The 26,029-nt window shown below is 68.0% G+C and carries 23 protein-coding genes; 9 read left to right on the top strand and 14 right to left on the bottom strand.

What is annotated here, in order from left to right; genetic code table 11:
- From NS4_RS07790 to NS4_RS07765, 6 genes are all read right to left on the bottom strand, one after another.
- Entirely contained in the window at nucleotides 1-1,017 is a 1,017-nt protein-coding gene (locus NS4_RS07790) for an MCE family protein (RefSeq protein WP_063058825.1), read from the bottom strand.
- Nucleotides 1,017-2,279, bottom strand: a complete 1,263-nt coding sequence (locus NS4_RS07785; RefSeq protein WP_369690203.1) for an MCE family protein — start codon at nucleotides 2,277-2,279, stop codon at nucleotides 1,017-1,019. The genes NS4_RS07790 and NS4_RS07785 overlap by 1 nt, the downstream gene beginning before the upstream one ends.
- 11 nt (nucleotides 2,280-2,290) lie before the next feature.
- Nucleotides 2,291-3,148 carry an MlaE family ABC transporter permease gene (locus NS4_RS07780; protein ID WP_063058824.1) on the bottom strand — a complete coding sequence of 286 codons (858 nt, stop codon included), beginning with the start codon at nucleotides 3,146-3,148 and terminating at the stop codon, nucleotides 2,291-2,293.
- A 13-nt stretch (nucleotides 3,149-3,161) separates the two neighbouring features.
- Complete coding sequence (locus NS4_RS07775; protein ID WP_063058954.1) at nucleotides 3,162-3,956, bottom strand: MlaE family ABC transporter permease; 795 nt, start codon at nucleotides 3,954-3,956, stop codon at nucleotides 3,162-3,164.
- A gap of 739 nt (nucleotides 3,957-4,695) precedes the next feature.
- Nucleotides 4,696-5,202 carry a hypothetical protein gene (locus tag NS4_RS07770; protein ID WP_063058823.1) on the bottom strand — a complete coding sequence of 169 codons (507 nt, stop codon included), beginning with the start codon at nucleotides 5,200-5,202 and terminating at the stop codon, nucleotides 4,696-4,698.
- Nucleotides 5,199-5,804, bottom strand: a complete 606-nt coding sequence (locus NS4_RS07765; RefSeq protein WP_063058822.1) for a TetR/AcrR family transcriptional regulator — start codon at nucleotides 5,802-5,804, stop codon at nucleotides 5,199-5,201. Before NS4_RS07765 ends, NS4_RS07770 begins: the two co-directional genes overlap by 4 nt.
- 432 nt (nucleotides 5,805-6,236) lie before the next feature.
- On the opposite strand from NS4_RS07765, the gene NS4_RS07760 reads away from it, so the two are divergent.
- From NS4_RS07760 to NS4_RS32065, 7 genes are all read left to right on the top strand, one after another.
- Entirely contained in the window at nucleotides 6,237-7,406 is a 1,170-nt protein-coding gene (locus NS4_RS07760) for an amidohydrolase family protein (protein ID WP_063058821.1), read from the top strand.
- A gap of 39 nt (nucleotides 7,407-7,445) precedes the next feature.
- A complete protein-coding gene (locus NS4_RS07755) occupies nucleotides 7,446-8,681 on the top strand; it encodes a M24 family metallopeptidase (RefSeq protein WP_063058820.1) in 1,236 nt (411 codons plus the stop codon).
- Nucleotides 8,671-9,795 carry a M24 family metallopeptidase gene (locus NS4_RS07750; RefSeq protein ID WP_063058819.1) on the top strand — a complete coding sequence of 375 codons (1,125 nt, stop codon included), beginning with the start codon at nucleotides 8,671-8,673 and terminating at the stop codon, nucleotides 9,793-9,795. The genes NS4_RS07755 and NS4_RS07750 overlap by 11 nt, the downstream gene beginning before the upstream one ends.
- Nucleotides 9,792-10,808 carry an enoyl-CoA hydratase/isomerase family protein gene (locus NS4_RS07745; protein WP_084487004.1) on the top strand — a complete coding sequence of 339 codons (1,017 nt, stop codon included), beginning with the start codon at nucleotides 9,792-9,794 and terminating at the stop codon, nucleotides 10,806-10,808. Before NS4_RS07750 ends, NS4_RS07745 begins: the two co-directional genes overlap by 4 nt.
- 182 nt (nucleotides 10,809-10,990) lie before the next feature.
- Nucleotides 10,991-13,396 carry a CaiB/BaiF CoA-transferase family protein gene (locus tag NS4_RS07740; RefSeq protein WP_063058818.1) on the top strand — a complete coding sequence of 802 codons (2,406 nt, stop codon included), beginning with the start codon at nucleotides 10,991-10,993 and terminating at the stop codon, nucleotides 13,394-13,396.
- A 41-nt stretch (nucleotides 13,397-13,437) separates the two neighbouring features.
- Complete coding sequence (locus NS4_RS32070) at nucleotides 13,438-14,073, top strand: type 1 glutamine amidotransferase family protein (protein ID WP_174552077.1); 636 nt, start codon at nucleotides 13,438-13,440, stop codon at nucleotides 14,071-14,073.
- Nucleotides 14,074-14,085: 12 nt separating this feature from the next.
- Nucleotides 14,086-14,535, top strand: a complete 450-nt coding sequence (locus NS4_RS32065; protein WP_063058817.1) for a MarR family winged helix-turn-helix transcriptional regulator — start codon at nucleotides 14,086-14,088, stop codon at nucleotides 14,533-14,535.
- Nucleotides 14,536-14,557: 22 nt separating this feature from the next.
- Here the strand turns inward: NS4_RS32065 and NS4_RS07725 are convergent, their stop codons facing one another.
- Together NS4_RS07725 and NS4_RS07720 are read right to left on the bottom strand one after the other, a co-directional pair.
- Nucleotides 14,558-15,313, bottom strand: a complete 756-nt coding sequence (locus NS4_RS07725) for an SDR family oxidoreductase (RefSeq protein WP_084487003.1) — start codon at nucleotides 15,311-15,313, stop codon at nucleotides 14,558-14,560.
- Between the two features lie 120 nt (nucleotides 15,314-15,433).
- Entirely contained in the window at nucleotides 15,434-17,758 is a 2,325-nt protein-coding gene (locus NS4_RS07720; protein WP_157105934.1) for a hypothetical protein, read from the bottom strand.
- 451 nt (nucleotides 17,759-18,209) lie between these two features.
- Between NS4_RS07720 and NS4_RS07715 the strand changes: the two genes are divergently transcribed.
- The gene (locus tag NS4_RS07715) at nucleotides 18,210-19,940 is read left to right on the top strand and encodes a sodium:solute symporter family protein (RefSeq protein WP_063058815.1); all 1,731 of its coding nucleotides are present in this window, start codon (nucleotides 18,210-18,212) and stop codon (nucleotides 19,938-19,940) included.
- A gap of 10 nt (nucleotides 19,941-19,950) precedes the next feature.
- On the top strand, nucleotides 19,951-20,205 hold the full coding sequence (locus NS4_RS07710; RefSeq protein ID WP_063058814.1) for a hypothetical protein: 255 nt from the start codon (nucleotides 19,951-19,953) through the stop codon (nucleotides 20,203-20,205).
- A 238-nt stretch (nucleotides 20,206-20,443) separates the two neighbouring features.
- On the opposite strand, the gene NS4_RS07705 is transcribed toward NS4_RS07710, so the two are convergent.
- The 6 genes from NS4_RS07705 to NS4_RS07680 form a co-directional block, all read right to left on the bottom strand.
- Nucleotides 20,444-20,944 carry a L,D-transpeptidase gene (locus NS4_RS07705; RefSeq protein ID WP_063058813.1) on the bottom strand — a complete coding sequence of 167 codons (501 nt, stop codon included), beginning with the start codon at nucleotides 20,942-20,944 and terminating at the stop codon, nucleotides 20,444-20,446.
- A gap of 177 nt (nucleotides 20,945-21,121) precedes the next feature.
- Complete coding sequence (locus NS4_RS07700) at nucleotides 21,122-22,420, bottom strand: hypothetical protein (protein WP_063058812.1); 1,299 nt, start codon at nucleotides 22,418-22,420, stop codon at nucleotides 21,122-21,124.
- Nucleotides 22,417-22,641, bottom strand: coding sequence for a hypothetical protein (locus NS4_RS07695; RefSeq protein WP_063058811.1), 225 nt, complete (start codon nucleotides 22,639-22,641; stop codon nucleotides 22,417-22,419). The genes NS4_RS07700 and NS4_RS07695 overlap by 4 nt, the downstream gene beginning before the upstream one ends.
- A 368-nt stretch (nucleotides 22,642-23,009) precedes the next feature.
- Complete coding sequence (locus tag NS4_RS07690) at nucleotides 23,010-23,981, bottom strand: alpha/beta hydrolase (protein WP_063058810.1); 972 nt, start codon at nucleotides 23,979-23,981, stop codon at nucleotides 23,010-23,012.
- Entirely contained in the window at nucleotides 23,978-24,631 is a 654-nt protein-coding gene (locus NS4_RS07685) for a TetR/AcrR family transcriptional regulator (protein WP_063058809.1), read from the bottom strand. Before NS4_RS07685 ends, NS4_RS07690 begins: the two co-directional genes overlap by 4 nt.
- On the bottom strand, nucleotides 24,628-25,974 hold the full coding sequence (locus tag NS4_RS07680) for a flavin-containing monooxygenase (RefSeq protein ID WP_063058808.1): 1,347 nt from the start codon (nucleotides 25,972-25,974) through the stop codon (nucleotides 24,628-24,630). The genes NS4_RS07685 and NS4_RS07680 overlap by 4 nt, the downstream gene beginning before the upstream one ends.
- Nucleotides 25,975-26,029 lie beyond the last annotated feature (55 nt).

The raw sequence follows: 26,029 nt of genomic DNA, 5'->3' as shown, positions 1-26,029 counted from the left end.
TCAGGGAGCGCACCTTCCGTCGGTCTGTACGGCGGCCGGGATCTCCACGACCTGGCCCGACAGATCGTTGACCCGTAGCGTCAGATCGCACAGGTAGTACTGGATGAAATTGCCGTAGGCCCCGGTGCGCACCAGTTTGCGGAAGTTCTCCGGCGCCTTCTGTAGTGCGGTGTCGAGGGTCTGGCTGTCGCCGTCGATATTCGCGGCGAGCCGGTTCACCTGCGCGATCGCGCCGGCCAGCGGCGGCCGGCCCTGGGCGAGCAGATCGGCGACCGTGGCCGTCCCGGCCTCCAGCGAGTCGATGGCCGCGGCGATGGGGTCGCGGTCGTTGGAGAGCTGGGTGATGAGCTGTTCGAGCCGGTCCACCAGATTCGTGAACCGGCCGCCCTCCGCGGACAGGGTCGTCATCACGGTATTGAGATTGTCGATCAACTGCTCGATGACCTCGTTGTTGTCGGCGAGCGCCGCGGAGAACGACGCGGTCCGGCCGAGGATGGAGTTCACGGTGCCCTCCTTGCCCTGCACGATTTCCAGCAGCGACCAGGTCAGCGCGTTCACATCCCGGGCGTTGAGTCCCTGGATCACCGGTTTCAGCCCGCCGAGCAGCAGGTCCAAGTCGAGGGCGCCGACGGTGTTCTCCACCGGCAGCTGCCCACCCGCGGGCAGGGCGTTGCCGGGTTTGTCGGTGAGTTCGAGATAGCGGTCGCCGACGAGGTTGAGGTAGCGCACGGCCACCTGCGTGCCGGTGGTCAGCGGCAGCGCGCGGTCGGCGTCGAAATCCACCCGCACCCGCTGGTCCTTCTCCAGCGTGACCCCGCGCACCGAGCCCACGACCACCCCCGAGACCCGGACGGTGTCGCCGTCGCGCAGACCCGACGAATCGGCGAATATCGCCGAGTACTCGGTGGTGGATCCGCTGCGGTACTCGCCGAATACGATGATCAGGCAGGCCGACAGCACCACCATCACCGCGGCGAAGATGCCGAATTTCACCGGGGGCGTGTTCCGGTTGCTCATCACGGGGCTCCCTTCCCGGCGGCGGCCGGACCGAACAGCGCCCGCGCCAGCGATTCGGTGTTCAGGGTCAGCCCGGACCGGAACGGCCCGGCGTGCGGATTGGCGCCGATATCGGTGACCACGTACGGCGGGAAGTCCTCGTAGCCGACCGGCAGCATCGAACACTGCGGCCCGCCCGAGGCCGCGACCTTCGGCAGATGCTCCGGATAGCGGTAGGGCTCCACGCCCCACAGGAAGTTCGCCGACAGGCCGATACCGGGCACCTTCACCGGATCCACCGACGCCAGATAGCCGAGGCCGTCCAGCGCGCAGGTCAGGGCCTGGCGGTAGCGATTGGTGAGGTCGGTGGTCGGGACCAGGACGTCGAGGGTGCTCGCCAGCGCCGGTCCGTTGTCGCCGATCACCCGGTTCCCGGTATCGGCCAGACCGATGAGGCTCATGAGCAGGACGTCGAGCTGCTGCTGTTCGGCCACCACGGTATCGCTGAGCGCGGTGGCGTTGCCGACGGTTTGTACGAGGGCGGGCGCCGAGTCCGCGTATACCCCGGTGACCTGCGGCGCCATCGCGAGATCGGCGCGCAGCGCGGTCAATCCGGGTTCGAGTTTCGCCAGGAACGCCTCCAGATCGACCATCATCTGGCCCACCCGGTCACCGCGTCCGCGCATCGCATTGGCCAGCGCGCCGAGTGTCTCGTTGAGTTTCTCCGGCTGGATCTCACCGAGTACCTCGGTGAGCTGCTGGAAGACCGTGTTGATCTCGACGGTCACACTATCGGCGGCGAACAGCTGCCCGGGTTCGAGATGACGGTCCGAGGGCTGCTCGGGCGGTACCAGCTGGATGTACTTGGCGCCGAACACGGTGGTGGAGGCGATGTCCACGGTGACATCGGCCGGAATACGATCCAGCTTGCCGCGGTCGATGGCGAGCTCGATCTCGGCGGTGCCGTCGGGCCGTTCGGCGATGGACTGCACCGCGCCCACCGTCACCCCGCGCAGTTTCACTTCGGCATCCGGGTACATCACCAGGCCGGCGCGCGGCGAATGCACGGTGACCGCGACGGTATCGGCGAACCCGCCCTGGAACAGCGTGACGGCGAGGACCACGATGGCCGTGCCCGCGGCGATCGCCAGCAGACCCGCCGCGGGCCGGCCCGCGGCCCACAGCGGCCGGAGCCGGTCCCGCCGGCCTCGCCCGGTGGCGGGCGCGGACGGTTGCGGCCCCACCGGCGGCCGGTCCGGCCACGACTGAGTTTCGTTTGCCACCAGCGCCATCCCTACCCCGACAGCTCGAAGTTTCCGTTGGACCCGTACACGGCCAGCGAGACCAGCAGCGTCACCGACACCACCGCGATGAGCGAGGTGCGCACCGCGTTACCGACCGCGGTCCCGACACCGGACGGACCGCCGGCGGCGAAGAAACCGAAATAGGTGTGGATCAGCAGGATCGTGATCGCCATGAGGATCGCCTGCAGGAACGACCAGACCAGGTCGATCGGGTTGAGGAAGGTGGCGAAATAGTGGTCGTAGAGGCCGGAGGACTGTCCGAGGATCACCACGGTGGTGAACCGGCTGGCCAGGAACGAGGCGATCACCGCGATCGCGTACAGCGGGGTGATGGCGATCATCCCGGCCATGATCCGGGTGCCGACCAGATACGAGATCGGCTCGATCGCAATCGATTCCAGGGCATCGATCTCCTCGTTGATCCGCATGGCGCCCAGCTGCGCCGTCACCCCGGCGCCGAAGGTCGCCGCCAACCCGATACCGGCCACCACCGGCGCCGAGATCCGGACATTGATGAACGCGGACAGGAAGCCGGTGAGCGCCTCGATCCCGATATCGCCGAGCGAGCTGTAGCCCTGTACCGCGAGAGTGCCGCCGGTGGCCAGGGTCAGGAAGCTGACGATCACCACCGTGCCGCCGAAAGCGGCCAGTGTGCCCGCGCCCATACTGATCTCGGCGATCAGCCGGATGGTCTCGCGCTTGTACCGCCAGGCCGCCAGGGGGGCGAACGCCAAGGCCTTCACATAGAAGATGGCATGGTCACCGACCCTGCCCAGGACGTCGACCGGTTTGCGCAGGCGGCGGATCAATACCGGATACCGAGCCGTCAGGACCTCGGAGGCTGTCATCGGATACCTCCTCTCATCCGGTCGTCAGCTGGATGCCGATCGCCGTCACCATCACGTTGATGACGAACAGCGACATGAACGCGTAGACGACGGTCTCGTTGACCGCGTTGCCGACCGCTTTGGCGCCGCCGGTGACGATCAGTCCGCGGTAACAGGCGACGATCCCGGCGACCAGCCCGAACAGCAAGGCCTTCACCGACGAGATGACGACCTCGTTGATACCGGTGAGCAGGGTGATACCGGCGACGAAGGCACCCGGATTCACGTCCTGCACGTACACCGAGAAGACGTATCCGCCGAGCACTCCGATGATGCAGACCAGGTTGTTCAGCAGGAGCGCGACCAGGCCGGAGGCCAGCATGCGCGGGGTGACCAGACGCTGGACCGGGTCGATCCCGAGCACCTCCATGGCCGCGATCTCCTCCCGGATGGTCCGGGAGCCCAGGTCGGCGCACATGGCGGTGGCTCCCGAACCGGCCACGATCAACACCGTCACCATCGGACCCACCTGGGTCACCGCGCCGAAGGCCGCGCCCGCCCCGGAGAGGTCGGCGGCGCCCAGCTCGCGCAGCAGGATATTGAGCGTGAAGCTGACCAGCACGGTGAACGGAATCGCCACCAGCAGCGTCGGAACCAGCGAGACCCGCACGATGAACCACGCCTGCTCCAGGAACTCCCGGGTCTGGAAAGGGCGGCGGAAGGCGAATTTCACCGCGTCGGCGGTCATGGCGAACAGTCCGCCCACAGTCTGAAGAGGACCGGCGACACGATCTCTGGCGCGAATCCAGACCGGTGTGCGAGCGGTCATCCGAGCCTCGCGGTATCGGGAGTCGAAGCCGCCGGGACGTTCGGACGGTCCCCCGGCCGGCCCGGGACCCACCCGGGCAACGAGGAATTCGGCATCGAAGTGCTCCTGTCGAACGATCGACGGCTCGGTGGGTGTACCGGACGGCACGCTCCCACCGAGACGGGGCGGCTCCATGGCGAGCCGCGGTGCGACGAGCGGTATCCGGGACGGCTACGGATCAGGATCCGATGGCTCAGGCCGTCTCAGCCGGCATGCTGTCGCATATCTCGGTACGGAAATGTCATTCTCGATTTTCAATAGGATGACATCCGAATTGGGAGAATTCAATACCTTCCGGCAAGTTCCCTGGAACATCCAGGCAGACCGGGCAAACAGCCCCTCGACCGCAGCCAAACCGCCTCGAACAGGCAGGATTCCCCCACAGCGCGGTTGGCGAAACCCGCGCGTCAACCCCCGGGCGACTCCCGGTTTGTGAAATTCGACGTTTCAAAATCCCCCGGCACTCCGGCCCCGGATTGAATTCGCACGAATGCGTACGAAGGACTTTATGGATCACGCGGACCCGGGTAACGACCCAAGAGCGGAAAACGGCGGCGCCACCCCCTCTCTCGCATGCCCGGCCCCACTGCCGGTCACCCGCCGCCGCAGCCACTGTCCGGGTCGGCGCGATACCGCACCGACCCGGCCCGCTACTCCCGCACCCCTACCGGAAGCCACGGCGGGATGCGCCGACAATTCCTCAGACCGCGGGCACCAGATCCGCGCAGAACGGCGCGTACTCCATGGCACCGCTGCGGAAGATCTCACTCGGCGTCACCGCGGTGGGCGACAACCCGGCGGCCACCATCGCCTGCGCCTTGAACGCCCGCGCCGCGTAGCTGAGCCGGTGCAGCACCGGGTCCACGCCGTGGTCTTGACCGGCCGGCCAGCCCTCCCCCCAGACGACGACCTCGATCCCGCGATCTTCCAGCGCCCGCAGCACTCCCTTGCGGGCTCGGCCGTCCCGGCTACAGACATCGGCATCGACGGCCAGCGCCTGCGGCAGCCGACCGGGTACCTCCGTCGCCAGCACGGCGTCGAGTTCACGCACCTCGGCGCCGAGAATCTTCAACGGGCGGATATCGGAGGGCTGTGCGAGCAGGACGGTCACATCCCAGCCGGCCACCGATCGATCGAACAGCCACCCGCCGGCGAACTGGACCGCGTCGGCCACGGTCGCCGCCACCACATCGAGTCGGTACCTCATAACATCTCCTTCGCCGCCAAGTCGCGGGCCAGCGACTCGGTGTAACCGTTGAATACGTCGGCCAGCGGGATCGAACGATCGAGCAGCCATGAGATCTCCATTCCGTTCAAGAAGGCCACGATTTCCACGGCACGCACCCGTGGATCGATATCGCGCCGGTACCGGCCGCTGTCCTGGCCTCTCCGGATCGCCTGGACGACGAGTTCGACAGCCGTTTGCCAGCGATCGAGCATCCGATCGTGTAGCGGCGCCTCGGGCATCAGGTTCTCGACGAGCAGCACCACGAAGGTGCCGACCAGCTCCGGATGACGTTCCATCCGGGTGACCACCTTGCGTATCTCGATCACGAGATCGCCGCTGATATCGGCATCCTCGAAATCCTGGGCGTCGCGGGCATCCAGAACGGCGTGCAGCAATTGCTCTTTCGAGGAGAAGTGGTGCAACAACCCCGCGGAGGTCACTCCGGCCTCTCCGGCGATCTGCGCGAGCGTGGTTCCGCGCCAGCCGTTACGGGTGAGCAGCCGCTGCGCGACGGCGAGGATGCGCTGCCTACGGTCTTCCCCCTTGGCGAGGAGTGAGGCATAAGGACGAGGAGCTGTCATGGCCCGAACCCCGATCTGACAAACCTAGTGAACACACAGTAGGTTGGTTTCCAGGATGTGACAAGGGTTACAGGGAAGTTGCCCCGGCAATGGGTCTTCACAGGCGAATCGCGGTCGCCCACGCCTCGGAATCCACCGAGCGCCCGCCTCCGCAGGGACTGACATCGACCCGGGATGAAAATAACATTCTCCCTGCACTACCCGCAGAAGAACAGGCAGATTCACACGTATGCGTAGAATGTCACTCTCCTATTGTGATAATGTCGTTTTCAGCTTGGCGGATGAACCACCGGAATCCGGCCGCGCGCGCACCGACTTCCCGAGGCGACCGGCCATAGGGAATCGGCATGACACCGTGACGGCAACGGCCGGCCCGGGACCACGACCGCCGACGGCAGATTCGCGAATCAAACGATCCATTGGAGGGTCACGATGCCGACTTCGCCCAGCAGTGCCCAGCTCTACCCGCCGCAGGGTTTCGGCCCGCCGAAGGATCGCCGGGGCCATGCCGAGGGCACACTCGGACTCCCCGCCGGCACCGAGGTCTTCTCCGCCGACAATCACATCTCCCTCGCCGACGACATCTTCTACGAGCGGTTCCCCGAGGAACTCCGGGACAAGGCGCCCCGGGTGTGGTACGAGGACGGGGCGTACCAGATCGGGCGCAAGGGAAAGTCGTTCCTGCCCGGTGATTTCAGCCGGGTGCTGATGCAGTACGACCCCCTCGACGGCTCCGGGAGCACCAACCTCGAAGCCCGGGTGGCGGATCTGCGCGCCGACGGGATCGACAAGGAACTGGCCTTCCCCAACTCGCTGCTGGCGCTGCTGTTCTATCCGGACAAAGCCATCCGGGAGCGCTGTTTCCGCATCTACAACGAGTACATCGCCGAGGTACAGGAGCGCTCCGGCGGCACACTGTACGGTGTCGGCCTGATCAACTGGTGGGACGCCGACGGAGCGCGCCGCACCCTGACCGAGTTGAAAGCACTCGGCCTCAGAACATTTCTGCTGCCGTTGTCGGCCGGCAAGGACGACGACGGCAAGGTCATCGACTACGGCAGCACCTCGATGATCGGCGTCTGGGACGCCATCGAGGAATCCGGGGTACCGGTATCGCACCATATCGGTGAATCCCCGCTGTCCGCGCCGTGCGAGGTGAACAGTGTCGTGGTCGGCATGATGCACAATGTGGCTCCCTTCCGGGAGCTGTTCTCCAAGTACCTCTTCAGCGGGATCATCGACCGGCACCCGGGTCTGCAGATCGGCTGGTTCGAGGGCGGGATCAACTGGGTCGCCGCGGCTCTCCAGGATGCCGAGCACATGAACGCGTCCTACCGGCACATGTACAACCGTCCGGTGGAACACGAGGTGCGCCACTACTGGCAGAACCATATGCGGGCTTCTTTCATGGTGGACCCGCTGGGCCTGGCCGTCATCGACCAGATCGGTGTCGACCGGGTGATGTGGTCCTCGGACTATCCGCACAACGAGAGCACCTTCGGCTACTCCGAGCAGTCACTGGCCGCGGTCGTCGAGGTAGTCGGTCCCGAGGACGCCGCACGCATCGTGAGCGGCAACATCAAGGAATTCCTGGGTATCTAGGCAGAGCCGCAGCGCCGAGGGCGAGAAGGACCGATTTCGATGACCGCTTTTCCCGCCGCGACCACCGCGGCGATCGATATACCCGACCTCCCGGACCGCACCCGGATGCGCCGGGAGACCGGGGCCCGCCTGCGTTCAGCCATGGCCGAACGCGGAGTGGACGCGGCGATCCTGCTGCTGAACAACAATGTCGTCTACGCGACCGGCGCCAACTGGCCGCTCGGCGACGCCGGCCTCGCCCACGTCGAGCGACCGGTCGCCGTGGTCACGGTGCACGACGAATGGCCGCATCTGTTCCTGCCCTTCCGGGCAGGCGCCGCGGCCGAAACCGAACTGCCCGCCGACCATCTGCATCCGCCGGTGTATCTCGAATTCGACGAGGGCGTCACGGATTTCGCACGAAAACTCACCGATCTGGTGCCCGCCGGTTCCACCTTCGCGGTGGACGAATACACCGGCGCCATGCTGCGGGCGCGCGACCGGCTCTTCCCGGGCGGGAAGCCGGTGGATGCCGCCACGGTCATCGGCCCGGCGAAACTGATCAAAACGGCCGACGAGCTGTCCTGTATCCGCAAGGCCTGCCGGATCACCGAGGAAGCGATCGTCGACATCCACACCGGTCTCGCCCCCGGGCAGCGCCAGATCGACCTGTCCGCGGGTTTCGTGCGGCGCGCGTTCGAGCTCGGCGCCACCGCCACCATGCTCGACGCCATCTGGCAGGTCATGCCGGAAACGAAAGCCGACGGTGTCTGGACCAAGCACGGTGATCTCGCGTTGCCGCTGCTCACCACCGAGCGGGAACTCGCGGCCGGTGACGTGCTGTGGACCGATGTCAGCATCACCTACAACGGGTACTGCTCGGATTTCGGCCGCACCTGGATCGTCGGCCGGGACCCGACACCGCGCCAGCGGGCGCAATACCGGAAATGGCGGGAGATCCTGGACGCGGTACTCGCGCAGATCCGGCCCGGCGCGACCGCGGCCGAACTCGGTGCTGCGGCCACCGCGGCGGCCGGCGGGCACCGGCCCTGGCTCCCCCATTTCTACATTTCGCACGGAATCGGCGTGAGCGCCGCCGAGGTGCCGATGATCGGCACCGATCTCGGCGCCGAATTCGACGAGAACTTCGTGCTCCGACCCGGCATGGTGCTGGTCCTCGAACCCGTGGTGTGGGAGGACGGCACCGGCGGCTACCGCAGTGAGGAGATCGTGGTGGTTACCGACGGAGGCTTCGCGCCTCTCACCGACTACACCTATGCCCCCTATGGCGATTGAGATCCTGCCGGACGATCGCGCGCTGCGGGTGGGACGCCGCGAGCGCGTGCTGGCACAGATGCACGCCCACGACCTCGATGTACTCATCGCCGGACGGCAGGCCAATGCCCGCTACCTCTCCGGCGCGCCCCAGCTGTGGGTGGCGGGCACTCGGCCGTTCGGACCGGTGGCCCTGCTCGTGCGGCGTACCGGCGCGGTCCATCTGCACAGCACCTGGGACGAGGGAATCCCCGAGGACATCCCGCACGAGAACCTCTACGAGACCATGTGGGATCCCCGCAATCTGGTCGCGGTGCTGCGTGATATCGAGGGCGCGGCCGACGCCCGGCGGGTCGGGACCGATGCGCTCTCCCCCGGTTTCGCCGAGCTGCTGCCCACCGCGTTCCCGAACGCCGAGATCCTCGACGGTGAACTGGCCTTCCGCGCGGCCCGGCGGATCAAGACCGCGGACGAGATCGCTACCCTGCGCGCCGGACTGCGGGTCGCCGAACAGGGACTCGCCGCCGGACTGGCCGAACTCGCGCCCGGGGTCACCGAACAGGGGCTGGCCGGGGTCCTGCTCGAAGCGTGCGCGGCGGGCGGGGTGAGCACCCCCGCCACGCAGGACGCGGCGTGGGTGACCGCCCGGGACCATCCCTGGCGGCGGGCCACCGCGGACCGGCGGGTCCAGGAGGGTGATCTGGTCGCCTTCTCTTCCGGTGTCCTCGCCGACGGATACATCGGGGAGGTCGGGCGCACCTGGCCGGTCGGTCCGGTGACCCCGGCGGCGGCGAAACTCTACGGCCGCTGGAACCGGTTGTGGGACAGTCTCCTCGCGGCATGCCGGCCGGGCACGCCCGCGGCCGGTCTGCTCGACGCCTATCTCTCCGCCGGCGAGCCGCTGCCGGCTTTGCCCGTGGCCCGCGGTCTCGGTATGGGTTTCGACCCACCGGTCGTCGCGCCCGCCCTCCGGCGCACGGCGGAGGACGAGATACTCGAGCCCGGCATGGTGCTCGCCGTGACCGGTTATGTCTGGGCGGAGGGAGTGGGTGCGGTGTTCGGCCGCGACGCCGTACTCATCGGCGCGGACGGCCCGCAGATCCTGACCTCGAGCCCGCACTGGGAGCCGCGATGACCACCCGTACCCCCGGCAACGGAGTCCACGCCGACGACGACGGGGACACCCGGGCCGCCGATCCCCTACAGCCCACCGCCGAGGAGATCATCCGGTACGCGAAGGACCCGGCGACCCGCATCGCGACCATCACCTTCGACCGCCCCGACCAGCTCAATGCCCCGACCATGGACGCCCGCCTGCGCTATGGCGACCTGATCCACCGGGCGAGCGTCGACGACGAGGTCAAGGTGCTGGTGATCCGGGGCGCGGGTGACGATTTCGGGTCCGGCGCCGATCTCGGCGAGTTCATGACGGTACAGAACGATCCGGATCAGGGACCGCGGCTACGCGAATACAAGATCGGGCCCGACGAGGTCAGGTATCCGCCCGAGGGGTCGTTCCGGCACGGCGCGACCATCGGCCAGTGGTACGCCAATGCCCAGGCGGGCTGCCGGAGTCTGCAGGAATTCAAGAAGATCAGCATTGTCGAGGTCAAGGGCTACTGCTACGGCTGGCACTTCTACCAGGCCGCCGACGCCGATCTGGTGATCTCCGCCGACGATGCGCTGTTCGGGCATCCGTCGTTCCGCTACTACGGCTGGGGTCCACGGATGTGGACTTGGGCGCAGACCATGGGCCTGCGCAAATTCCAGGAGATGGTGTTCACGGGGCGGCCCTTCACCGCCGCCGAGATGGCCGAGTGCAATTTCCTCAACAGCGTCGTGCCCCGGGCCGATCTCGAGTCCGAGACCGACAAGTACGCACTGGCCTGCGCCCGCAACCGGCCCACGGACACGGTGTTCATGCAGAAGGTCTTCTTCGAGATCATGAAACAGCAGCAGGGTGAGTACATGGGCAGCCTGCTCAGCGGTTTCTTCGAATCGATGGGCGGCCATATCCACGCCGACGACAACGATCTGATGCTGGACAACGCCTTCGACGGCGGCCTGAACAATTCGGTCAAGGACAACGACAGCCGGTTCCCGCCGGAATTCCGGCTGAGCAGATCGGGCCGGCGGAAGAAGGAGTAGCGGACCGCGTCCGCATTCCCGGGGGATCGACAGCACCGGCCCGGGCGTGCCGGTGTGCTGCACCCGCACCACAGTGCGGGTGCAGCGTGGTCTCCACGGGTTCGCCACACCGCAATCCCGGCACAGGAATCGAGGCAGTTATGACAGCGAATCGGGCACCGGGCCGATACTGCCCCCCGGAAATGTCACCACTGGCGGGTTACGTCGTGGTCGATCTGTCGAGCGGGATCGCCGGCGCGTACTGCACCAAACTCCTCGCCGACGCCGGGGCCCGGGTGATCGCGGTCGAACCACCGGCGGGCAACCCGCTGCGCCGCCGGACGGTCTCCGGGGCGGTCCTCGACGACGGCACCGACGGCGCGCTCTTCGGATTCCTCGCCGGCCACTCCCACAGCGTGGTGGCCGATCCGGACAGCGCCGCGGACCGCGACCTGCTCGACCGGCTGCTCGCGGGCGCCGACGCAGTCGTCTGGACCCCCGGGCCCGGCACCGCCGACCGGCCCGAGCACGCGCCCGCCGCGCTGCGTGACCGCCATCCCCACCTCGTCGTCACCACGATCACACCGTTCGGTCTTGACGGCCCGTGGGCCGGGCGGCCCGCCACGGAGTTCACGCTGCAGGCCTGGTCGGGCGGTATCGTCGGCCTCGGCCGCGGCGCGCCCGATCGGGCACCGCTGCACATCGGCGGCGATGTCGGCGAATGGTTCGCCGGCACGCACGCGGCGGCCGCGCTCCTCACCGCACGGCATCGCGCCCTCGCCACGGGCACCGGCGAGCTGGTCGACCTGTCGATGCTGGAGACCCAGATCCTCGGGCTCTCCTATTATCCGGTGTCCTTCTACGAGACGCTGAACCGCCCGTTCCGCACCCAGCGCCGGCTGAGCCGGCCCGGCGTGGCCACGGCCGCCGACGGCCTGATCGCGGTCGGGTGCGGTACCGCGCAGCAGTGGTTCGATCTGTGTGTCATGGTCGGGCATCCCGAGTGGATCGAGGAGGACCCGACTCCGGCCATCACCGAACGTACCAACGAGAAGGCCACCGAAATCGCGGCCTGGTTCGCGGCGCACAAGGTGGACGAGATACAGGAGCTGGCCACGGCGTTCCGGATCCCGAACAGTCCGGTGGCCGACGGCGCCACTGTCACCGCGCTGGATCAGCACCGCGCCCGCGATTTCTTCACGGTGCACCCGGACGGTGGATTCGTCCGGCCCGGACCGCCGTTCCGGTCCCGCCCCCCGCTGTTGCGCGAACCGGCGGCGGCACCGCGACTGGGTGAGCACACCGAGCGGTACCGCCGCGGCCAATCACCCACCCGCCCCGTCCCGACCGGTACCGCCACCGCGAAACCGTTTCCGTTCCAGGGCCTGCGGGTACTCGATATGACCACGTTCTGGGCGGGCCCGTCGTGCACTCACTTTCTGGCGATGCAGGGGGCGGAGGTGATCCATGTCGAATCGGCCCAGCGTCCCGACGGGACCAGGCTTATCGCCGGGGTGCCGATCGACGAAGACCGGTGGTGGGAGAAGTCGGGCATCTTCACCGGCCTCAACACCGGAAAGCGCGGGATCACCGTCGATTTCCGGGAGCCGGCGGGGCGCGAGATCCTGCGCAGGCTGGTCGCCTCCTGTGATGTGCTCGTGGAGAACTACACGCCGCGGGTGATCGAACAGATCGGTCTCGACTGGGACGCCGTGCGGGCGTTGCGCCCCGATGCCGTCATGGTCCGGATGCCGGGGTTCGGGCTCGACGGTCCCTGGCGCGATAATCCGGCCTTCGCCTACGTGATCGAAGATGCCTCCGGGCTCACCGCGCGCACCGGGTACCCGGACCAGAATCCGGTCGAGCCCTACAGTCTCGGCGACCCGAACGCCGGCGTGCACGCACTCGTCGCTCTGCTGCTGGCCCTGGAACACCGACGCCGCACGGGTGAAGGAGTGCTGGTGGAGGCGGCCATGGTCGACGCCGCCCTGAACATCACCGCCGAGCAGGTCATCGAATACTCCGCCTACGGCGCCCTGCTGGCACGCGCCGGCAACCGGGGTCCGCACGCCGCGCCGCAGAACCTCTACCGGGCGGCCGGACTCGACGAATTCGGCCGGCCCGACAACTGGATAGCCCTCGCCGTCGCCACCGACGAGCAGTGGGCCGCGCTCGTCGACGTCCTGGGCCGGCCCGCCTGGGCAACCGCCCCCGGACTGCGCACAGTCGCGGGCCGCCGGACCCACCACGACGCGATCGACGACCACCTCGCGGAGTGGTTCGCCGGGCAGGAAGCCGGTGCGGTCGTCGCCCGCCTCTGGGACGCCGGAATACCGGTGGCCCAAGTACTACAGCCACACCGGCAGCCGGAGATCCCGCAGTTGCGCCACCGCGAGTTCTTCGAACCCGTCGCCCATCCGGTGAATCCGACCGCGCGACACAGCACGGTCCCCGCTCGCTATTCCGCCGGCCCCCGTCGCTACCACCGCGCCCACGCCCCGCTACTCGGCCAGGACAACCACGCGGTACTGGCCGAACTCGGCTACAGCACGACGGAAGTGGCTGCTCTCGAACGCGCCGGGGTGGTGGGCGGTACCCCACACTTCTGACCCGGTTTGACAATATGATGTCGTATTGACAGTATGTTGTCATGATCCCGCAAATCGTGCACGTGGCCGTCTTCGACACTCTCGCCGACTGGGAGGTGGGCGCCGCGACCGCGCATATCAACAACGACGCCTGGCACCGTGAACCGGGCGCCTACCGCACCCGTACCGTCGGAGTGAGCACCGAGCCCGTCACCACGATGGGCGGCATGCGGATCGTGCCCGATATCGCCCTGGCCGAGCTCGCCCCGGCCGACAGCGCCATGCTCATCCTGCCGGGCGCCACCGGCTGGGAACTCGGCGAGCTGGATCCCTTCGCCCAGAAGGCCCGCGAATTCGCCGCGGCCGGCGTCCCGGTCGCCGCGATCTGCGGCGCGACCTACGGCCTCGCGCGGGCGGGCCTGCTCGACGACCGCCGGCACACCAGCAATATCGCCGAATTCCTGGCTGCCAGTGGCTACGCCGGCGGCGAACACTATGTAAACGAACCCGCGGTCACCGATCGCGGGGTGATCACGGCCAATTCCACCGCACCCTTCGAGTTCGCGCGCGAAGTGCTGGGCGCCCTGGAAATCTACGAACCCGAGGTACTCGACGGCTGGTACCGCCTGTTCAGCGCGGGGGACCCGGCGGGCTACGCGGTCCTGGCGGAATACGAGGCGCGGCAGGCGGCGGTCTGAGGTCCGGGCACCGTGCAGAATCCCGAACAGCAGCTGTTCAGCACGGCCGCCATCACCTCGTTCCGGCTCAACGGCCAGTTCCTCGCGATCGCCGAGAACCTGGCCGGGCCGGCCGGTCTCACCGCCGCCTGGTGGCAGGTGCTGGGCGCCGTACTGCACGAACCACTCCCGGTGGCCGGCATCGCCCGGGCGATGGGCGTCACCCGGCAGGGGGTGCAGCGGATCGCCGACCTGCTGGTGGAACGCGGCCTCGCGGAATACCGGCCGAACCCGGCGCACCGGCGCGCCAAACTGGTCGCGATCACCGACGCCGGGCATGCCGCCGTGGCCCGCATCACGCCGCGGCACGCGGAGTTCGCCACCCGGCTCACCGCCGAACTCGGTATCGAGCGCCTGACCGAGATCGTGGCCGCGCTCACCGACCTCTCCACAGCCGTGGCAGTGCTCGAGCGACTGGAATGAGCCGGCCCGCGCACGGGAACGCTCAAATCCCGGCGAGCCGGCGCACGATGGACAGCGGCAGCACCTTCATCGCGTAGGCCAGCGGCACCCACGGCCACGCCGGGCAGTAGGCCTTGAACCTCCGCTTCTCGATCGCCGACACCATGGAGCGGACGCCGGTGCGGGTATCGACCAGGAAAGTGGGCGGATGCGAGGCCTTGTCGTTCATCTCCGAAGCGATATAACCCGGGTAGACGATCGAGACGTCCACACCCGGGACCCGTTCCGCGGCGATACCCTCGGCCAGCGCGGCCACGCCGGCCTTGCTCGCGGCATAGGCGGTCATCGTCTTGGGCATACCGCGTACCGCGGAGATCGAGGAGATCACCACAAGGTGACCGCCGCCCTGCGCGCGGAAGATCTTCATGGCCGCCTCCATCTGGGCCATGGCGCCGAGGAAATTGGTCTGGACGGTCTGCCGGTTGGGGCGGTCACCACCTTTCCCGAACGGCACCCCCTTGCCGAGGCCGGCATTGACGATCACCCGGTCGATCCGGCCGAGCTCGGCGGCGAACCGGTCGAACACCTTCGGTACGGCATCGAAATCGGTGACATCCAGCGCCGCGACCCGCACCTCGACCCGAGGATGGGCCGCCGCGATCTCCGCCGCGAGCTCGTCGAGGCGCTCGGTGCGGCGCGCGCAGAGGGCCAGATCGTAGCCGAGAGCGGCGAACTGCCGGGCCATTTCGGCGCCCAGGCCGGAACTCGCGCCGGTGATGAGGATCGAACCAGTGCCCACTGTGCTGAATCTCCTGGGGTCGGGCCGCCACCGGGACCGGTGCGGCGATGATCGGCGGGTGTCCCGAGCCTAACGGCTACGAGGGCGCCCGCCCGCAGTTCGGCACCGGAGCGGCCGCGCTCAGCGAGCGGCCCGGATCCGCTCGGACGCCGGTACCACGAACGGTGTGAGGGCCTGCTCGATCTGCTGATGGGAGGGCCGGCTGTACCGGCGTCCCGGTAGTCCGTCCTCGGGCGCGCCGGTGGCCGCGCGGCACGGATCCGGTTCCGCTACAGCGGGGTCGGTACCGTACCGGTCGCCGGTGACCTCCATCGCGGCCAGCCGGTTACCGGTACGGGCCTCGTAGACCGTGAGGCGATAGACCGCCGTGAAGAGGTTGAGGGTCCGGCCCACGGGCTGCCCGGGCGCAGGCGGGTACTGGCAGGTGTACACGAGTTCCCCACGACGTTCCCGGTCCACACACGCCACCAGCTGCACCGCGCCGGAATCGATCGGACGCCATACCGCGGAGGGACCGAACGCGGTGTAGTCGGGCAGTTCCCCGCCGAGATACACCGGGCTGGGTCCGGCCGCCGAATAGGGTGCGGCGGCGGGATTCCCCTCGCCCCCGCCGCACAGCGCACCGTATTCGGTCACATCGAACCGGGCGAACCCGGAGGCCGCGAAAACCGTTGCCGCCACGGCCGCGATCGCCACCCCGGCCAGCCCCAGCGCCACCGGATACCGCAGGTCCTTCCCGCGGCGCGCCGGTTTGCCGTAGGCGCGACCCGCCCAAGGCTCCCGCGGTGGCCGGGCAACCGGGTGCGGACCCGCCGCCGTCCGGCGTGCTCGCACCGGGATCTCCCGCAGCCCGGCGAGACCCCGCCGCACCCGGGCCGCAACACGGTCACCACTGCGGTGGCCGTGATCGGCATCGGGGGCGGCCGTATCGGCGAAGTCCCGGCCGCCGCGCCCGGGCGGGCGGGGCCCGATACGGGCGGAACCGTCCGGATCGCGGTCCGTCTGCGACCCGGCGAATCCGCGCGCCACCGCCGGCCCCGGCGCAGCCTGTTCGCCGGGATCCACCGCGACGTCGCGGTATCGGACCGCGGGCGAGGCGGATTCGCCCGGTTCCTGCCCCGGGCCACTACCCCCGGCACCGAACCGACTGCGCAGCACCGAGCGCACCGGAGTAGGGCCCGATTCCGCGCGGAAGTCGCTCGCTTCCCCGGTCTCACGTATCGGCCCCGCCTCCGGCGCAGCGGGCGCAGCCGTCGCGCTCCCGTACTCGGCCGTGGCAGCCGCGGGATCACCGCTCTCGACCGCGACCGCCGGCGAGCCGGTCTGCACCCTCGGCTCCGGGCCGGTCTCCCGATCCGAGACCTCGAGCCGCTGCCGTGGCCCCGCGGCCGCGCCACCGGAACCACCTTCGTCCCGCCCTCGGCCGGTATCCTCGCCCCCGACACCCGGTTCCCCCACAGCCGGGCGCCCGGCACCGCGCTCCACCCCGGCATCCGGCCCGGAAACCCATTGATCCGATTCGGTCCGCGTACCAGCCGCGGTACCCGTGGCCCGCCTACCTGCCGAGCTCGCCGCCTCGCTCTCCGGCCGGTGCTCGTCTCCGATCGGCGACTCCCCGGAATCGACCGAGCCCGCGACGGTTTCACGGGTGGCATCGCCGCGCTCCGGAGACTCGTCCGGAGTGGCCGTCGGTGCGGGCGAAGCGCCCGAATGCCGGATCGGTGGACAGGAGAGGGCATCCTGTTCCGCGGACACACTCTGCGGCGAAGAGGCGAAGTCTCCGGTGACGCCCCGTTCCCGGGACAGTGCGGACGCCGCGGATATCGGCGCGACAGGCCTCGGTTCGCCCGGAACCGTCGGCCCCGAGGATGCGCCCGACACGGCACGAATACCGGCGGTGCTTCCGGGCGCGAAGAAAAATCCCTCCTCCTCGAGCGCGTCCGGATCGGGCAGATACCGTGGCGCTCCCAGGATCTCGAAGGCCCGCGCGATGTCCTCACCGCGCCAGCGCACCGGCCCCACGGCCGCACGCTCGAAATACTCCGCCAAACCCTCGGAGCGCCCGATCCGGACCAGGACGGTATCGATGCCGTCCACCGGCGGAGGCGGCGTCCAGATGATTCGTGAGCCGGTCTTGGGGATCAGCACCACGAGTACATCGATATGTTCGGACAGGCCGTGCCGCCGGAAGAGCGCGACCAGTTCGTTGCGCACTTTGCGCCCACGCAGTATCGGATTCGGCGCGGACTTCCCGATGCGCAGATCCGCGAAACCGTCGCCGATCTGCCAGCGCCCGGTGGGGCCGGTGGTGAGCACCCCGTGCTGGACCGAACCGAAATCGGCCAGTACCACCAGGGTGCAGGCGTACGGCGTCCAGACCAGCAGGTCGGTGTCCGGCGCGGCCCGGCGGCGCGAACGCGGCTGCGGCGAGCCGAGCAGTGCCACACCGCCCATCCGCTCGGCGCCCGGACCCCAATCGGATATGAGTCGCCGGACAAAACGTTGAACGCCCGACAATTCGGTGCTCTGCACGCGTACAATCACGGCGACCCCTACTTCGGCGACCACGAAACCCGCGCACACCACAGTGGCGCCAGGGACCCATGAAACTCCCTGGCGCACAATGCGATTGGATGCGCCGTCGTCCATGGTAGCAACACACGGGACGGCGCACGAGAGCCTGCGCCCGCACCACTGTGCTCGGGGCCGGACGAAGACCGGCCACCGGGACTCGTATTCACGGACACGCCCGATTCCGCCGGACAGCACCCGGACGGCCGTCCAGCGCGGTACGTTTTATACACCAGAGCCGGTCTGGTAGTGCGGCCAGCCATCGGTAGAAGCGATGACGCGAGTCGCGCGCGGTTGTCCGGGACCGCTTCGAGGAGAACGTCGCATGTCGCAGCACGAGCTATCCCACGAGGTCGTTTCACTGGTCGCGGAAGGCGAGGTACTGCGGCTCGACGCCCAGCCCGTCGACTACGCGATCGTCGCCCTCTATTTCGTCTTCGTCCTCGGCATCGGGCTACTGGCCCGGCAACGGGTGTCGTCGAGTATGGATTTCTTCCTCTCCGGACGGTCCCTACCGGCCTGGGTCACCGGCCTCGCCTTCATCTCGGCAAATCTCGGCGCGGTCGAGATCATGGGTATGTCGGCCAACGGCGCCGAATACGGTTTCCCCGCCTTCCACTACTTCTGGATCGGCGCGGTCCCGGCCATGCTCTTCCTCGGCGTGGTGATGATGCCGTTCTACTACGGCTCCAAGGTGCGCAGCGTGCCGGAGTTCATGCGCCGCCGCTTCGGCACCGGCGCGCATCTGGTGAACGCGCTCAGTTTCGCGGTGGCCCAGGTCCTCATCGCCGGGGTCAACCTCTATCTGCTCGGCACCATCCTCAATGTCCTGCTGGGCTGGCCGCTGTGGGTCGCGGTGATCGTGGCGGCGATCATCGTGCTCTCCTACATCACCCTGGGCGGGTTGTCGGCGGCGATCTACAACGAGGTCCTGCAGTTCTTCGTCATCGTGGCCGCACTGCTCCCGCTCACCCTGATCGGCCTGCACCGGGTCGGCGGCTGGGACGGATTACAGGACAAAGTGGCCGCCTCCCCCGGCGGCCCCGAACAGCTGGACTCCTGGCCGGGTAACGCGCTGTCGGGCTTCGCCAATGATTTCCTGTCCATCCTCGGCATCGTCTTCGGTCTCGGATTCGTGCTCTCGTTCGGTTACTGGACCACCAACTTCGTCGAAGTGCAGCGTGCGCTGGCCACCCATTCCATCGCCGCCGCGCGCCGCACCCCGATCATCGGCGCGTATCCGAAGATCCTCATTCCGCTGATCGTCATCATTCCCGGCATGATCAGCGCGGTACTCGTCCCGCAGATGGCCCAGTACAAAGCGGCGGTCACCGCGAATCCGGACGTGGAAAGCGACGTCACCTACAACCAGGCGCTGCTCTATCTCATGAAGGAAGTCCTGCCCAACGGTCTGCTCGGGGTCGGCCTGGCCGGCCTGCTGGCCGCGTTCATGGCCGGTATGGCGGCCAACGTCTCGGCGTTCAACACGGTGTTCAGTATCGACTTGTGGCAGCAGTACGTGGTCAAGGACAGATCCGACGGCTACTACCTGCGGGTCGGGCGGCTGGCCACGGTGGGCGCCACCGTCGCCGCCATCTTCACCGCGTTCATCGCCGGCGGGTTCAGCAACATCATGGACTACCTGCAGACGCTGTTCAGTTTCTTCAACGCGCCCCTGTTCGCCACCTTCATCCTGGGCATGTTCTGGAAACGCATGACGCCCACGGCCGGTTGGACCGGGCTGGTGGCCGGTACCGCGGTGGCGGTGACCATCTTCGTCCTGAACGAGACGGAGGTGTTCTCGCTCTCGGGGCAGGGCGTCAGCTTTGTTGCCGCCGGCGCGGCCTTCGTGGTGGATATTCTGGTCAGCGTGGCCGTGACCATGGTGACCGCGCCGAAACCGGCCGCCGAGCTGGTCGGGCTCGTCTACTCGGAGACGCCGCGCGAACTGCGCACGGATCCCGAGGCCGCCACCCTGCCCTGGTATCAGCGCCCGGTCCTGCTGGCGGGTATCGCGCTGGTGCTCGTGATCGTCCTCAATATCGCCACCGGATAGGACAACCATCGTGCTCTTCGATATCCGCACCATTGTGGGCGGCCTGCTCGGCCTCTACGGCATCATCCTGGTGATCACCGGACTCGTTCACGACACCGTCGACGAGGAGGCGAAAACCGGCGGTATCAATGTGAACCTGTGGGCGGGCCTGGCCCTGGTGGTGGTCGCCGCGGCCTTCGTGACCTGGGCGCTACTGCGTCCGGTGGCACTCGACCGGCCCGATCGGGAATCGGCGCGGGACAGCACCGCGGCCGACGCCGACTGATCCGCCGGAAGCCGGGCGATACAGCGAGCCCGTCCGCTGCGGCGCGGGCGGGCTATCGAGCGGTCCGGCGGCAGCTCAGTCCGGCAGACCCAGCGCGAAGCCGATCGCGATGAGCACACAACTGATGACGGCGACAGCCACGATGATCCACATGGGGCAAGCGTACGAAACCGGACGCGCGCCCCGGGTACCGGGTCGCCGGTCCGGGCTCCGCGGCCCGGACCGGCTCACCCGGAGGTCAGGGCACGACCTCGACCACATCACCCGGGTTCAGGTAGTGGTAGACCGCGATGGCGCCGGGTTCGGTCAGCCGGATGCACCCGTGTGATTTGTGTTCCACCGGCCCGATGTGGAACGCGATGTCGCCGTTGAAGAAGACCGCGTAGTGCATCGGGGCGTTGTGCATGGTGCTCCAGTGGTACAGCTTTTTGAACGCGACGTGGAAGACACCGGGTGGGGTCTCGTAGCCCTGCATACCGTGCGACATCGGCGTCGGCCCGTAGACGACCTCGCCGTTGTCCATCAACCAGACCTCGTTACTGGACAATCGCAGGCAGGCCCGGGCGGCCGTCGAGCAGGGCGCCTGGGTCGGAATAACGGCCGGAGCACCGGGCACGTCCGGCCCGTTCGGCCAGAGCGGTTCGGCCGACGCGGGCGCTGTGGGCGCCAGCGCGGCCGCCGCGATACCGGCGAGTACAGCCGTACGGCATATCCGATGGAGGAACTGTCCGTTGCTCATCTCGTGCCGACCTCTTTTCGTCGATTTGCCGCCGCATCAGGCGAGGGGATAGCAAATTCCGAGCGAAAGCAGAGACCTATACGAAGGTAACCGAATATGCCTGGCTATGGGAATACAACCACCGTAGACGCGCCGAAATGGGGCCCGGTCCGGCAGTTGTTCAGCAACCTCGGCTTCTCAGGCGACACTCCAGCTATCGGGTGTCGGGCCCCGTCGCCGCCCGCGCCGCCGTCGTTGGTAGAAAACCTCCTCCACCGAGATATTGGGCACCTCCTCGACGATCCCGGCCAGTTTCGCGTCCAGCCGTAGCTCGGTGATCCGCCGGCGCAGCCCGGCCCTCCGCTCCGCCGGCAACTCCGCCCAGATCGCACCGATCCGGCGTTGCGACGGGTGGTCGGCGAGGGCCATCAGCCTCAGAAGTTCCGGCCAGAGGTCGTCGGCGTTGGCGATCTCGGGCAGCTCGGCGATTCGCTCCACCGGCATCCGCACCATCAGGCCGACGATATAGCGCTGCACATCGGGGTGGCTGCGCTCGGCCAGCAGCAGCAGACCACGCCACGGCCCGGGGGAGAACGAGATGACCAGGGATTCGACGATCGCGGTGAGGGCGGCGGTATTGGCGAAGATCGGGTTCATCGCCATCCGCTGCAGCGACGGGTGGCCGAGCTTCGATACGAAGGTCATCAGTTCCGGCGCCGCGCCCTTCTGGATGACGTGGGCGGCCAGTTTGCCCAGCGCTTCCGGACTGGCGATCGCGAGCAGAATATCCCCGATCTCGGACACCACATCCCGGGAAGCCCGCGACATCACCGAGATCGCCGCTTCCTTCAATTCCGGCGAACCGGCCAGCACCGTCTCCATCATCCGCGGGATCCGCTTCGACCGGCCGTCCAGCAACTGGCGCAGTATGTTGCTGATCGCGGGCGCGGAGTACGCGTAGGCGGCGGAGAAGATGATGCCCTCGTCGTCGTGCGTCCCTCGCTCGACCGCCTCGACGAAGTTCGGTTTGGCATACTCGAGAAACGGCCCGACGGTGATGTGGTCCTTGCGGCGCAGAACCTCGTTCACGATGGCGATCAACGGCTCGGAGGCCATGATGTCGCCCAGTTCGCCGAGTGCCTTGGGATCCACATACGGCGTGCAGTCCGCGGCGTACTCCGTTTTGAGCATGGTGAGCGTCTCGGCGGCCGCATCGGGGTATTCGACGCCGACCGCTCCGGCCGCGCGGCCGGTCATCATGGGCGGCACGATCCGCTGGACCAGGGGCAGTGACACCGTGAGGGGAATGATCGGGATCAGACGCCCGATCCGTTTGAACATCTCGCCGTGGAACTCGTTGACTCGGCCCGACATCCGCTGCTCGAGTTCGTGCAGATGCTCGGCGCCGAGTCGTTCGAGGTAGGCGATACGTTCGACAGGCACATGTAGCGTGCGCGCGAGCAGGATCATCTGCGCACGGGTGACCAGATCGCTCATCCTTCGAGTTTGTCCCCGAACATGATCCGGCGGGTGATCGTCCGGAACGGCGGGGGGAAGAACCGGATCATTCCGTTGACTGCTTCGATGAGCAGGTCCTTTTCCCGTTGCTGGGCACTGCGGAACAATCCGAGCAGATCCTCGATCTCGGAGTCGGACAGCATTTCCGACGCGGCAGTGGGTCCGTTCAGTTCGCGGACCAGTTCAGCTCTGGCACTCATTCTGCTCCTGTGTATCGATCGGTGGCCGGCAGCCGCGACAACCACCGCCGACCCCAGGTATTACCCGCCCGACGATATGCCGAATCGCCGCGAACGTAGGGGCATTCGCAACTGGTGTTATCTGCCTGCAATTTGTGCTGTCGTACACCGCCGGGGTGCCGCCGACGCTACCGCAGGCCGGTACCCGGCCCGGCGGGCCGATGACCGGATACGACCCGGACCGTACCCGGCCCGGCGATAGGTCCACGTCGACGCCCGGCGTTCGGGCCCTGCCGATTCCGGGTCGCCGGTGGCACCCGGGGTGAGAGCACTCACCCACCACCGGTAGGCCGCTATCAGGGATTCACGGCCGGGGATCGCGTTCCGTTCTACGCCGCCAGATGTCGGCGCAGGAACAGCAGCTGGTGGGCCACGGCGGAGTCGAAGAACGGATTACCCGGCCAGATACCGAAGTGGTCGCAGGGGTAGTGGCGCACCTCGGCCCGCGCCGCGAACGCCGCCCGTGCCGCGGCGTACGGCGGCGCGCCGCGATCGAAATCGGCGATCTGCACGAGGACCGGAAGATTCAGCCCGGCGGCCGCCCGCGCGGGCCGGTAACCGGGAAGCTGCAGCAGCACGCCCGCGTCGATCTCGTTGCGCCAGGTGGGTCCGGCGAGTGCGGTGTAGGAGTCGTAGTAGCCCTCCGATGTCAGCGCGGCGACCTCCCCGGGCCGGCCGACGAGTGGGATGAGCCCGGAACCGCCGAACGCCGCGGCCAGCCGGGCCCGGGCGCCACCGATCGCGCCCCGCAGCACCCCCGCGACACCGCTTTCCCGCACCGCCAGGACTCCCGCCGCCCGGCCGTCGACCAGCGGAGTGACCGAGACGATCGCCGCGATAGCGGCCCGGGCGGCGGTCGAGTCGGCCGGCGTGGCGCTCGCGGCGGCACCGGCGGCGAATACATGGCCGCCGGACAGCGATACGCCCCACAGCACCACCCGGCGCGGGTCCACGCCCGGTAGCCGGGCGGCGGCCAGTACAGCGGCCCGGTAGTCGGCCAGCTGCTCCGACATCCGCACCCGCTGCCGCGGCCTGCCCCCGCTCGCGCCGAAATACCGGAAGTCGAAGGCGAGGACATCGATCCCGGCGGCGGCGTAGGCCCGCGCGAACGGTTCGAGTCCGGAATCCTTGGTCCCACCGAAGCCGTGTGCCATGACCGCGACCGGGCGACCTGCCGGACCATCGAACTCGGCCGACGCGGCGGGAAAGTGCCAGGCGTGACAGTCCTCGCCGCCGGAGGGGAAGGTCACGGTGATTGCAGCGGCGGGATCGGCCGGGCCCGGGGTCTGGCACAGAGTCATGGATCGTTCCTCGTGGTGATGGGTGCGGCGAGATCGGGGCCGGTGCCGTAGATCGACCGCAGCCAGATGGTGACCACCGATTCGATATACCGCTCCCGGTCCAGTTCGACGTCGAAGGTCAACCGTTCCAGCAGGCGTTCGTTGAGCAGGAGCAGGACATCGGCGACAGCGACGGCGTCACCGCCGGCCGGGGCGCGACCGGCGGCGCGTTCGGCTTCGATCATCGCCGCGATGGACGGGATGAAGGCCTGACGGTCGGACTCCCACAGCTCGCGCACACCCGGGGCGCCGCGCGCGGTCAGCACCGCACCGTAGACGTGGCGGTTACGATCCCAGAACTCGACGAGTCCGCGGATGGCCCGCTCGATACGCTCGGCAGGTGCTCCCGCGCCGACGAGAATATCGTTGAGCGCGAAAACTTCCTCGTAGGTTTCCTCCAGCGCGGCCGCCACGGCCGCGGCCTTGTTCTCGAAATAGAAATAGAAGGCGGATCTGGTGAGCCCGGCGCGCCGGGAGATCTCGGCGATATTGATGGGTTCGAGCCGGCCGCCGTTGTCGCGTAACAGTTCGTCCAGCGCCGCCAGCAGCGCGCTACGCCGCTGATCGCCGCGCTGCGGGGCCCGGCGGTCGGTACGCGCCCGCGTGGTCATCCGGCCCGCCCCAGCCGAACCGGCCCCTGTGTCCGGGCCCGGCGCAGCCCGGCGGGTAGTTCGGCGAGCCGCAGGTCCCGTTCGTACACCCAGTAGTCCAGCTGCTGGGTGTGCCGGGGACGGTCCACCACATGGCCGGTGAACCGCTGCTGATCGGCTTCGATGATCCGGTGCATCGTCTCCGCCGGCGGCGGCCGGTAGTGCCCGGCCGCATACGCGGCCACCAGGCGCGCCTGGCATTCGACGAAGGGGAACAGCGTCGGAAACGATTGCGCGAACCCCACGAAGGCGAGATCGTCGATACCGGGTTTGAATATGCGTTTGTACAGGGATATCCGATTGCCCGGAGCGCTGAGAAATTCCGGATCGAAGAACGGGAAGGTGATGTTGTAACCGGTGCAGTAGATGATGACGTCGAAATCCTTCGCCGTCCCGTCCTCGAAATGCACGGTGGCGCCGTCCAGCCGGCTCACATTCGGTTTGGCGACCACATCACCGGAGCCGAGCCGCAGCGGCAGTTCCACCGATTGGGTGGGATGGGCCTCGAAGAACTTGTGGTTCGGCGCGGGCAGACCGTATTTCACCGGATCACCGGAGACCAAGGGCGTGAAGATCTGCGTGATCTTGCGCTGCCAGGACAGCGGCACATAGGGCACGGTCCGGAAATAGCGGTCGGCCGGGGTGCCCGCGAAATACTTGGGCACCACCCAGGCGCTCGACCGGGTCGACAGCCACACCTCGTTGTCCATACTGCGTGCGGACAACTCGACGGTGATATCGGCGGCGCTGTTCCCGATGCCGACGATCAGGATGCGCTTACCGTACAGATCCAGCGGTGTACGCGGATCGATATAGGAATGGGAATGGATGGATTCTCCGGTGAACTCGCCGGGGAAGTCCGGGAAACGTGGATCCCAGTGATGCCCGTTGGCGACCACGAGCAGATCGAATCGGCGGGTGTCGCCGACCCCGGTCTCGATATCCCAGCCGCCGCCCGCGGCCGGGCGGGCATGCTCTACGGGATTGCCGAATTCGATGGCGCGTTTCAGGTCGAAGGCCGCCGCATAGCCCTCCAGATACTCCTTGATGAGGGTGTGGTGCGGGAAGTCGGGATAGGACTCCGGCATCGGATAGTCCCGGAAGGAGAGCTGGTACTTCGAAGTGTCGATATGCAGTGAGCGGTAGGCGCTGGAGTGTCCGTTCGGATTACCGAACGCCCAGTTACCGCCGATCCGGTCGGAGGCCTCGAAGCAGGTATACCGAATACCGTAATCGCCCAGCATCTTTCCGGTGGTCAGACCGCTGATACCCGCCCCGATGACAGCGACGGTGGGTTCGGACATGCGACCTCCTCGAGCATTACGCCGGTGCAGCGGCCGACGCGCCGGGTGATACCGG

Origin of the sequence: Nocardia sienata NBRC 100364, assembly GCF_001613205.1 — a bacterium.
Taxonomy (GTDB): Bacteria; Actinomycetota; Actinomycetes; order Mycobacteriales; family Mycobacteriaceae; genus Nocardia; species Nocardia sienata.
Note: the sequence above shows the minus strand (reverse complement) of the source record. Positions and strands in the feature narration are given on the sequence as shown.

What these genes read in the sequence shown, in the direction of transcription:
- NS4_RS07790 (WP_063058825.1), bottom strand. Translation starts at nt 1,017, where the DNA reads ATGAGCAACCGGAACACGCCCCCGGTGAAATTCGGCATCTTCGCCGCG.
- NS4_RS07780 (WP_063058824.1), bottom strand. Translation starts at nt 3,148, where the DNA reads ATGACAGCCTCCGAGGTCCTGACGGCTCGGTATCCGGTATTGATCCGC.
- NS4_RS07775 (WP_063058954.1), bottom strand. Translation starts at nt 3,956, where the DNA reads ATGACCGCTCGCACACCGGTCTGGATTCGCGCCAGAGATCGTGTCGCC.
- NS4_RS07770 (WP_063058823.1), bottom strand. Translation starts at nt 5,202, where the DNA reads ATGAGGTACCGACTCGATGTGGTGGCGGCGACCGTGGCCGACGCGGTC.
- NS4_RS07765 (WP_063058822.1), bottom strand. Translation starts at nt 5,804, where the DNA reads ATGACAGCTCCTCGTCCTTATGCCTCACTCCTCGCCAAGGGGGAAGAC.
- NS4_RS07760 (WP_063058821.1), top strand. Translation starts at nt 6,237, where the DNA reads ATGCCGACTTCGCCCAGCAGTGCCCAGCTCTACCCGCCGCAGGGTTTC.
- NS4_RS07755 (WP_063058820.1), top strand. Translation starts at nt 7,446, where the DNA reads ATGACCGCTTTTCCCGCCGCGACCACCGCGGCGATCGATATACCCGAC.
- NS4_RS07750 (WP_063058819.1), top strand. Translation starts at nt 8,671, where the DNA reads ATGGCGATTGAGATCCTGCCGGACGATCGCGCGCTGCGGGTGGGACGC.
- NS4_RS07745 (WP_084487004.1), top strand. Translation starts at nt 9,792, where the DNA reads ATGACCACCCGTACCCCCGGCAACGGAGTCCACGCCGACGACGACGGG.
- NS4_RS07740 (WP_063058818.1), top strand. Translation starts at nt 10,991, where the DNA reads ATGTCACCACTGGCGGGTTACGTCGTGGTCGATCTGTCGAGCGGGATC.
- NS4_RS32070 (WP_174552077.1), top strand. Translation starts at nt 13,438, where the DNA reads ATGATCCCGCAAATCGTGCACGTGGCCGTCTTCGACACTCTCGCCGAC.
- NS4_RS07715 (WP_063058815.1), top strand. Translation starts at nt 18,210, where the DNA reads ATGTCGCAGCACGAGCTATCCCACGAGGTCGTTTCACTGGTCGCGGAA.
- NS4_RS07705 (WP_063058813.1), bottom strand. Translation starts at nt 20,944, where the DNA reads ATGAGCAACGGACAGTTCCTCCATCGGATATGCCGTACGGCTGTACTC.
- NS4_RS07700 (WP_063058812.1), bottom strand. Translation starts at nt 22,420, where the DNA reads ATGAGCGATCTGGTCACCCGTGCGCAGATGATCCTGCTCGCGCGCACG.
- NS4_RS07695 (WP_063058811.1), bottom strand. Translation starts at nt 22,641, where the DNA reads ATGAGTGCCAGAGCTGAACTGGTCCGCGAACTGAACGGACCCACTGCC.
- NS4_RS07690 (WP_063058810.1), bottom strand. Translation starts at nt 23,981, where the DNA reads ATGACTCTGTGCCAGACCCCGGGCCCGGCCGATCCCGCCGCTGCAATC.
- NS4_RS07685 (WP_063058809.1), bottom strand. Translation starts at nt 24,631, where the DNA reads ATGACCACGCGGGCGCGTACCGACCGCCGGGCCCCGCAGCGCGGCGAT.
- NS4_RS07680 (WP_063058808.1), bottom strand. Translation starts at nt 25,974, where the DNA reads ATGTCCGAACCCACCGTCGCTGTCATCGGGGCGGGTATCAGCGGTCTG.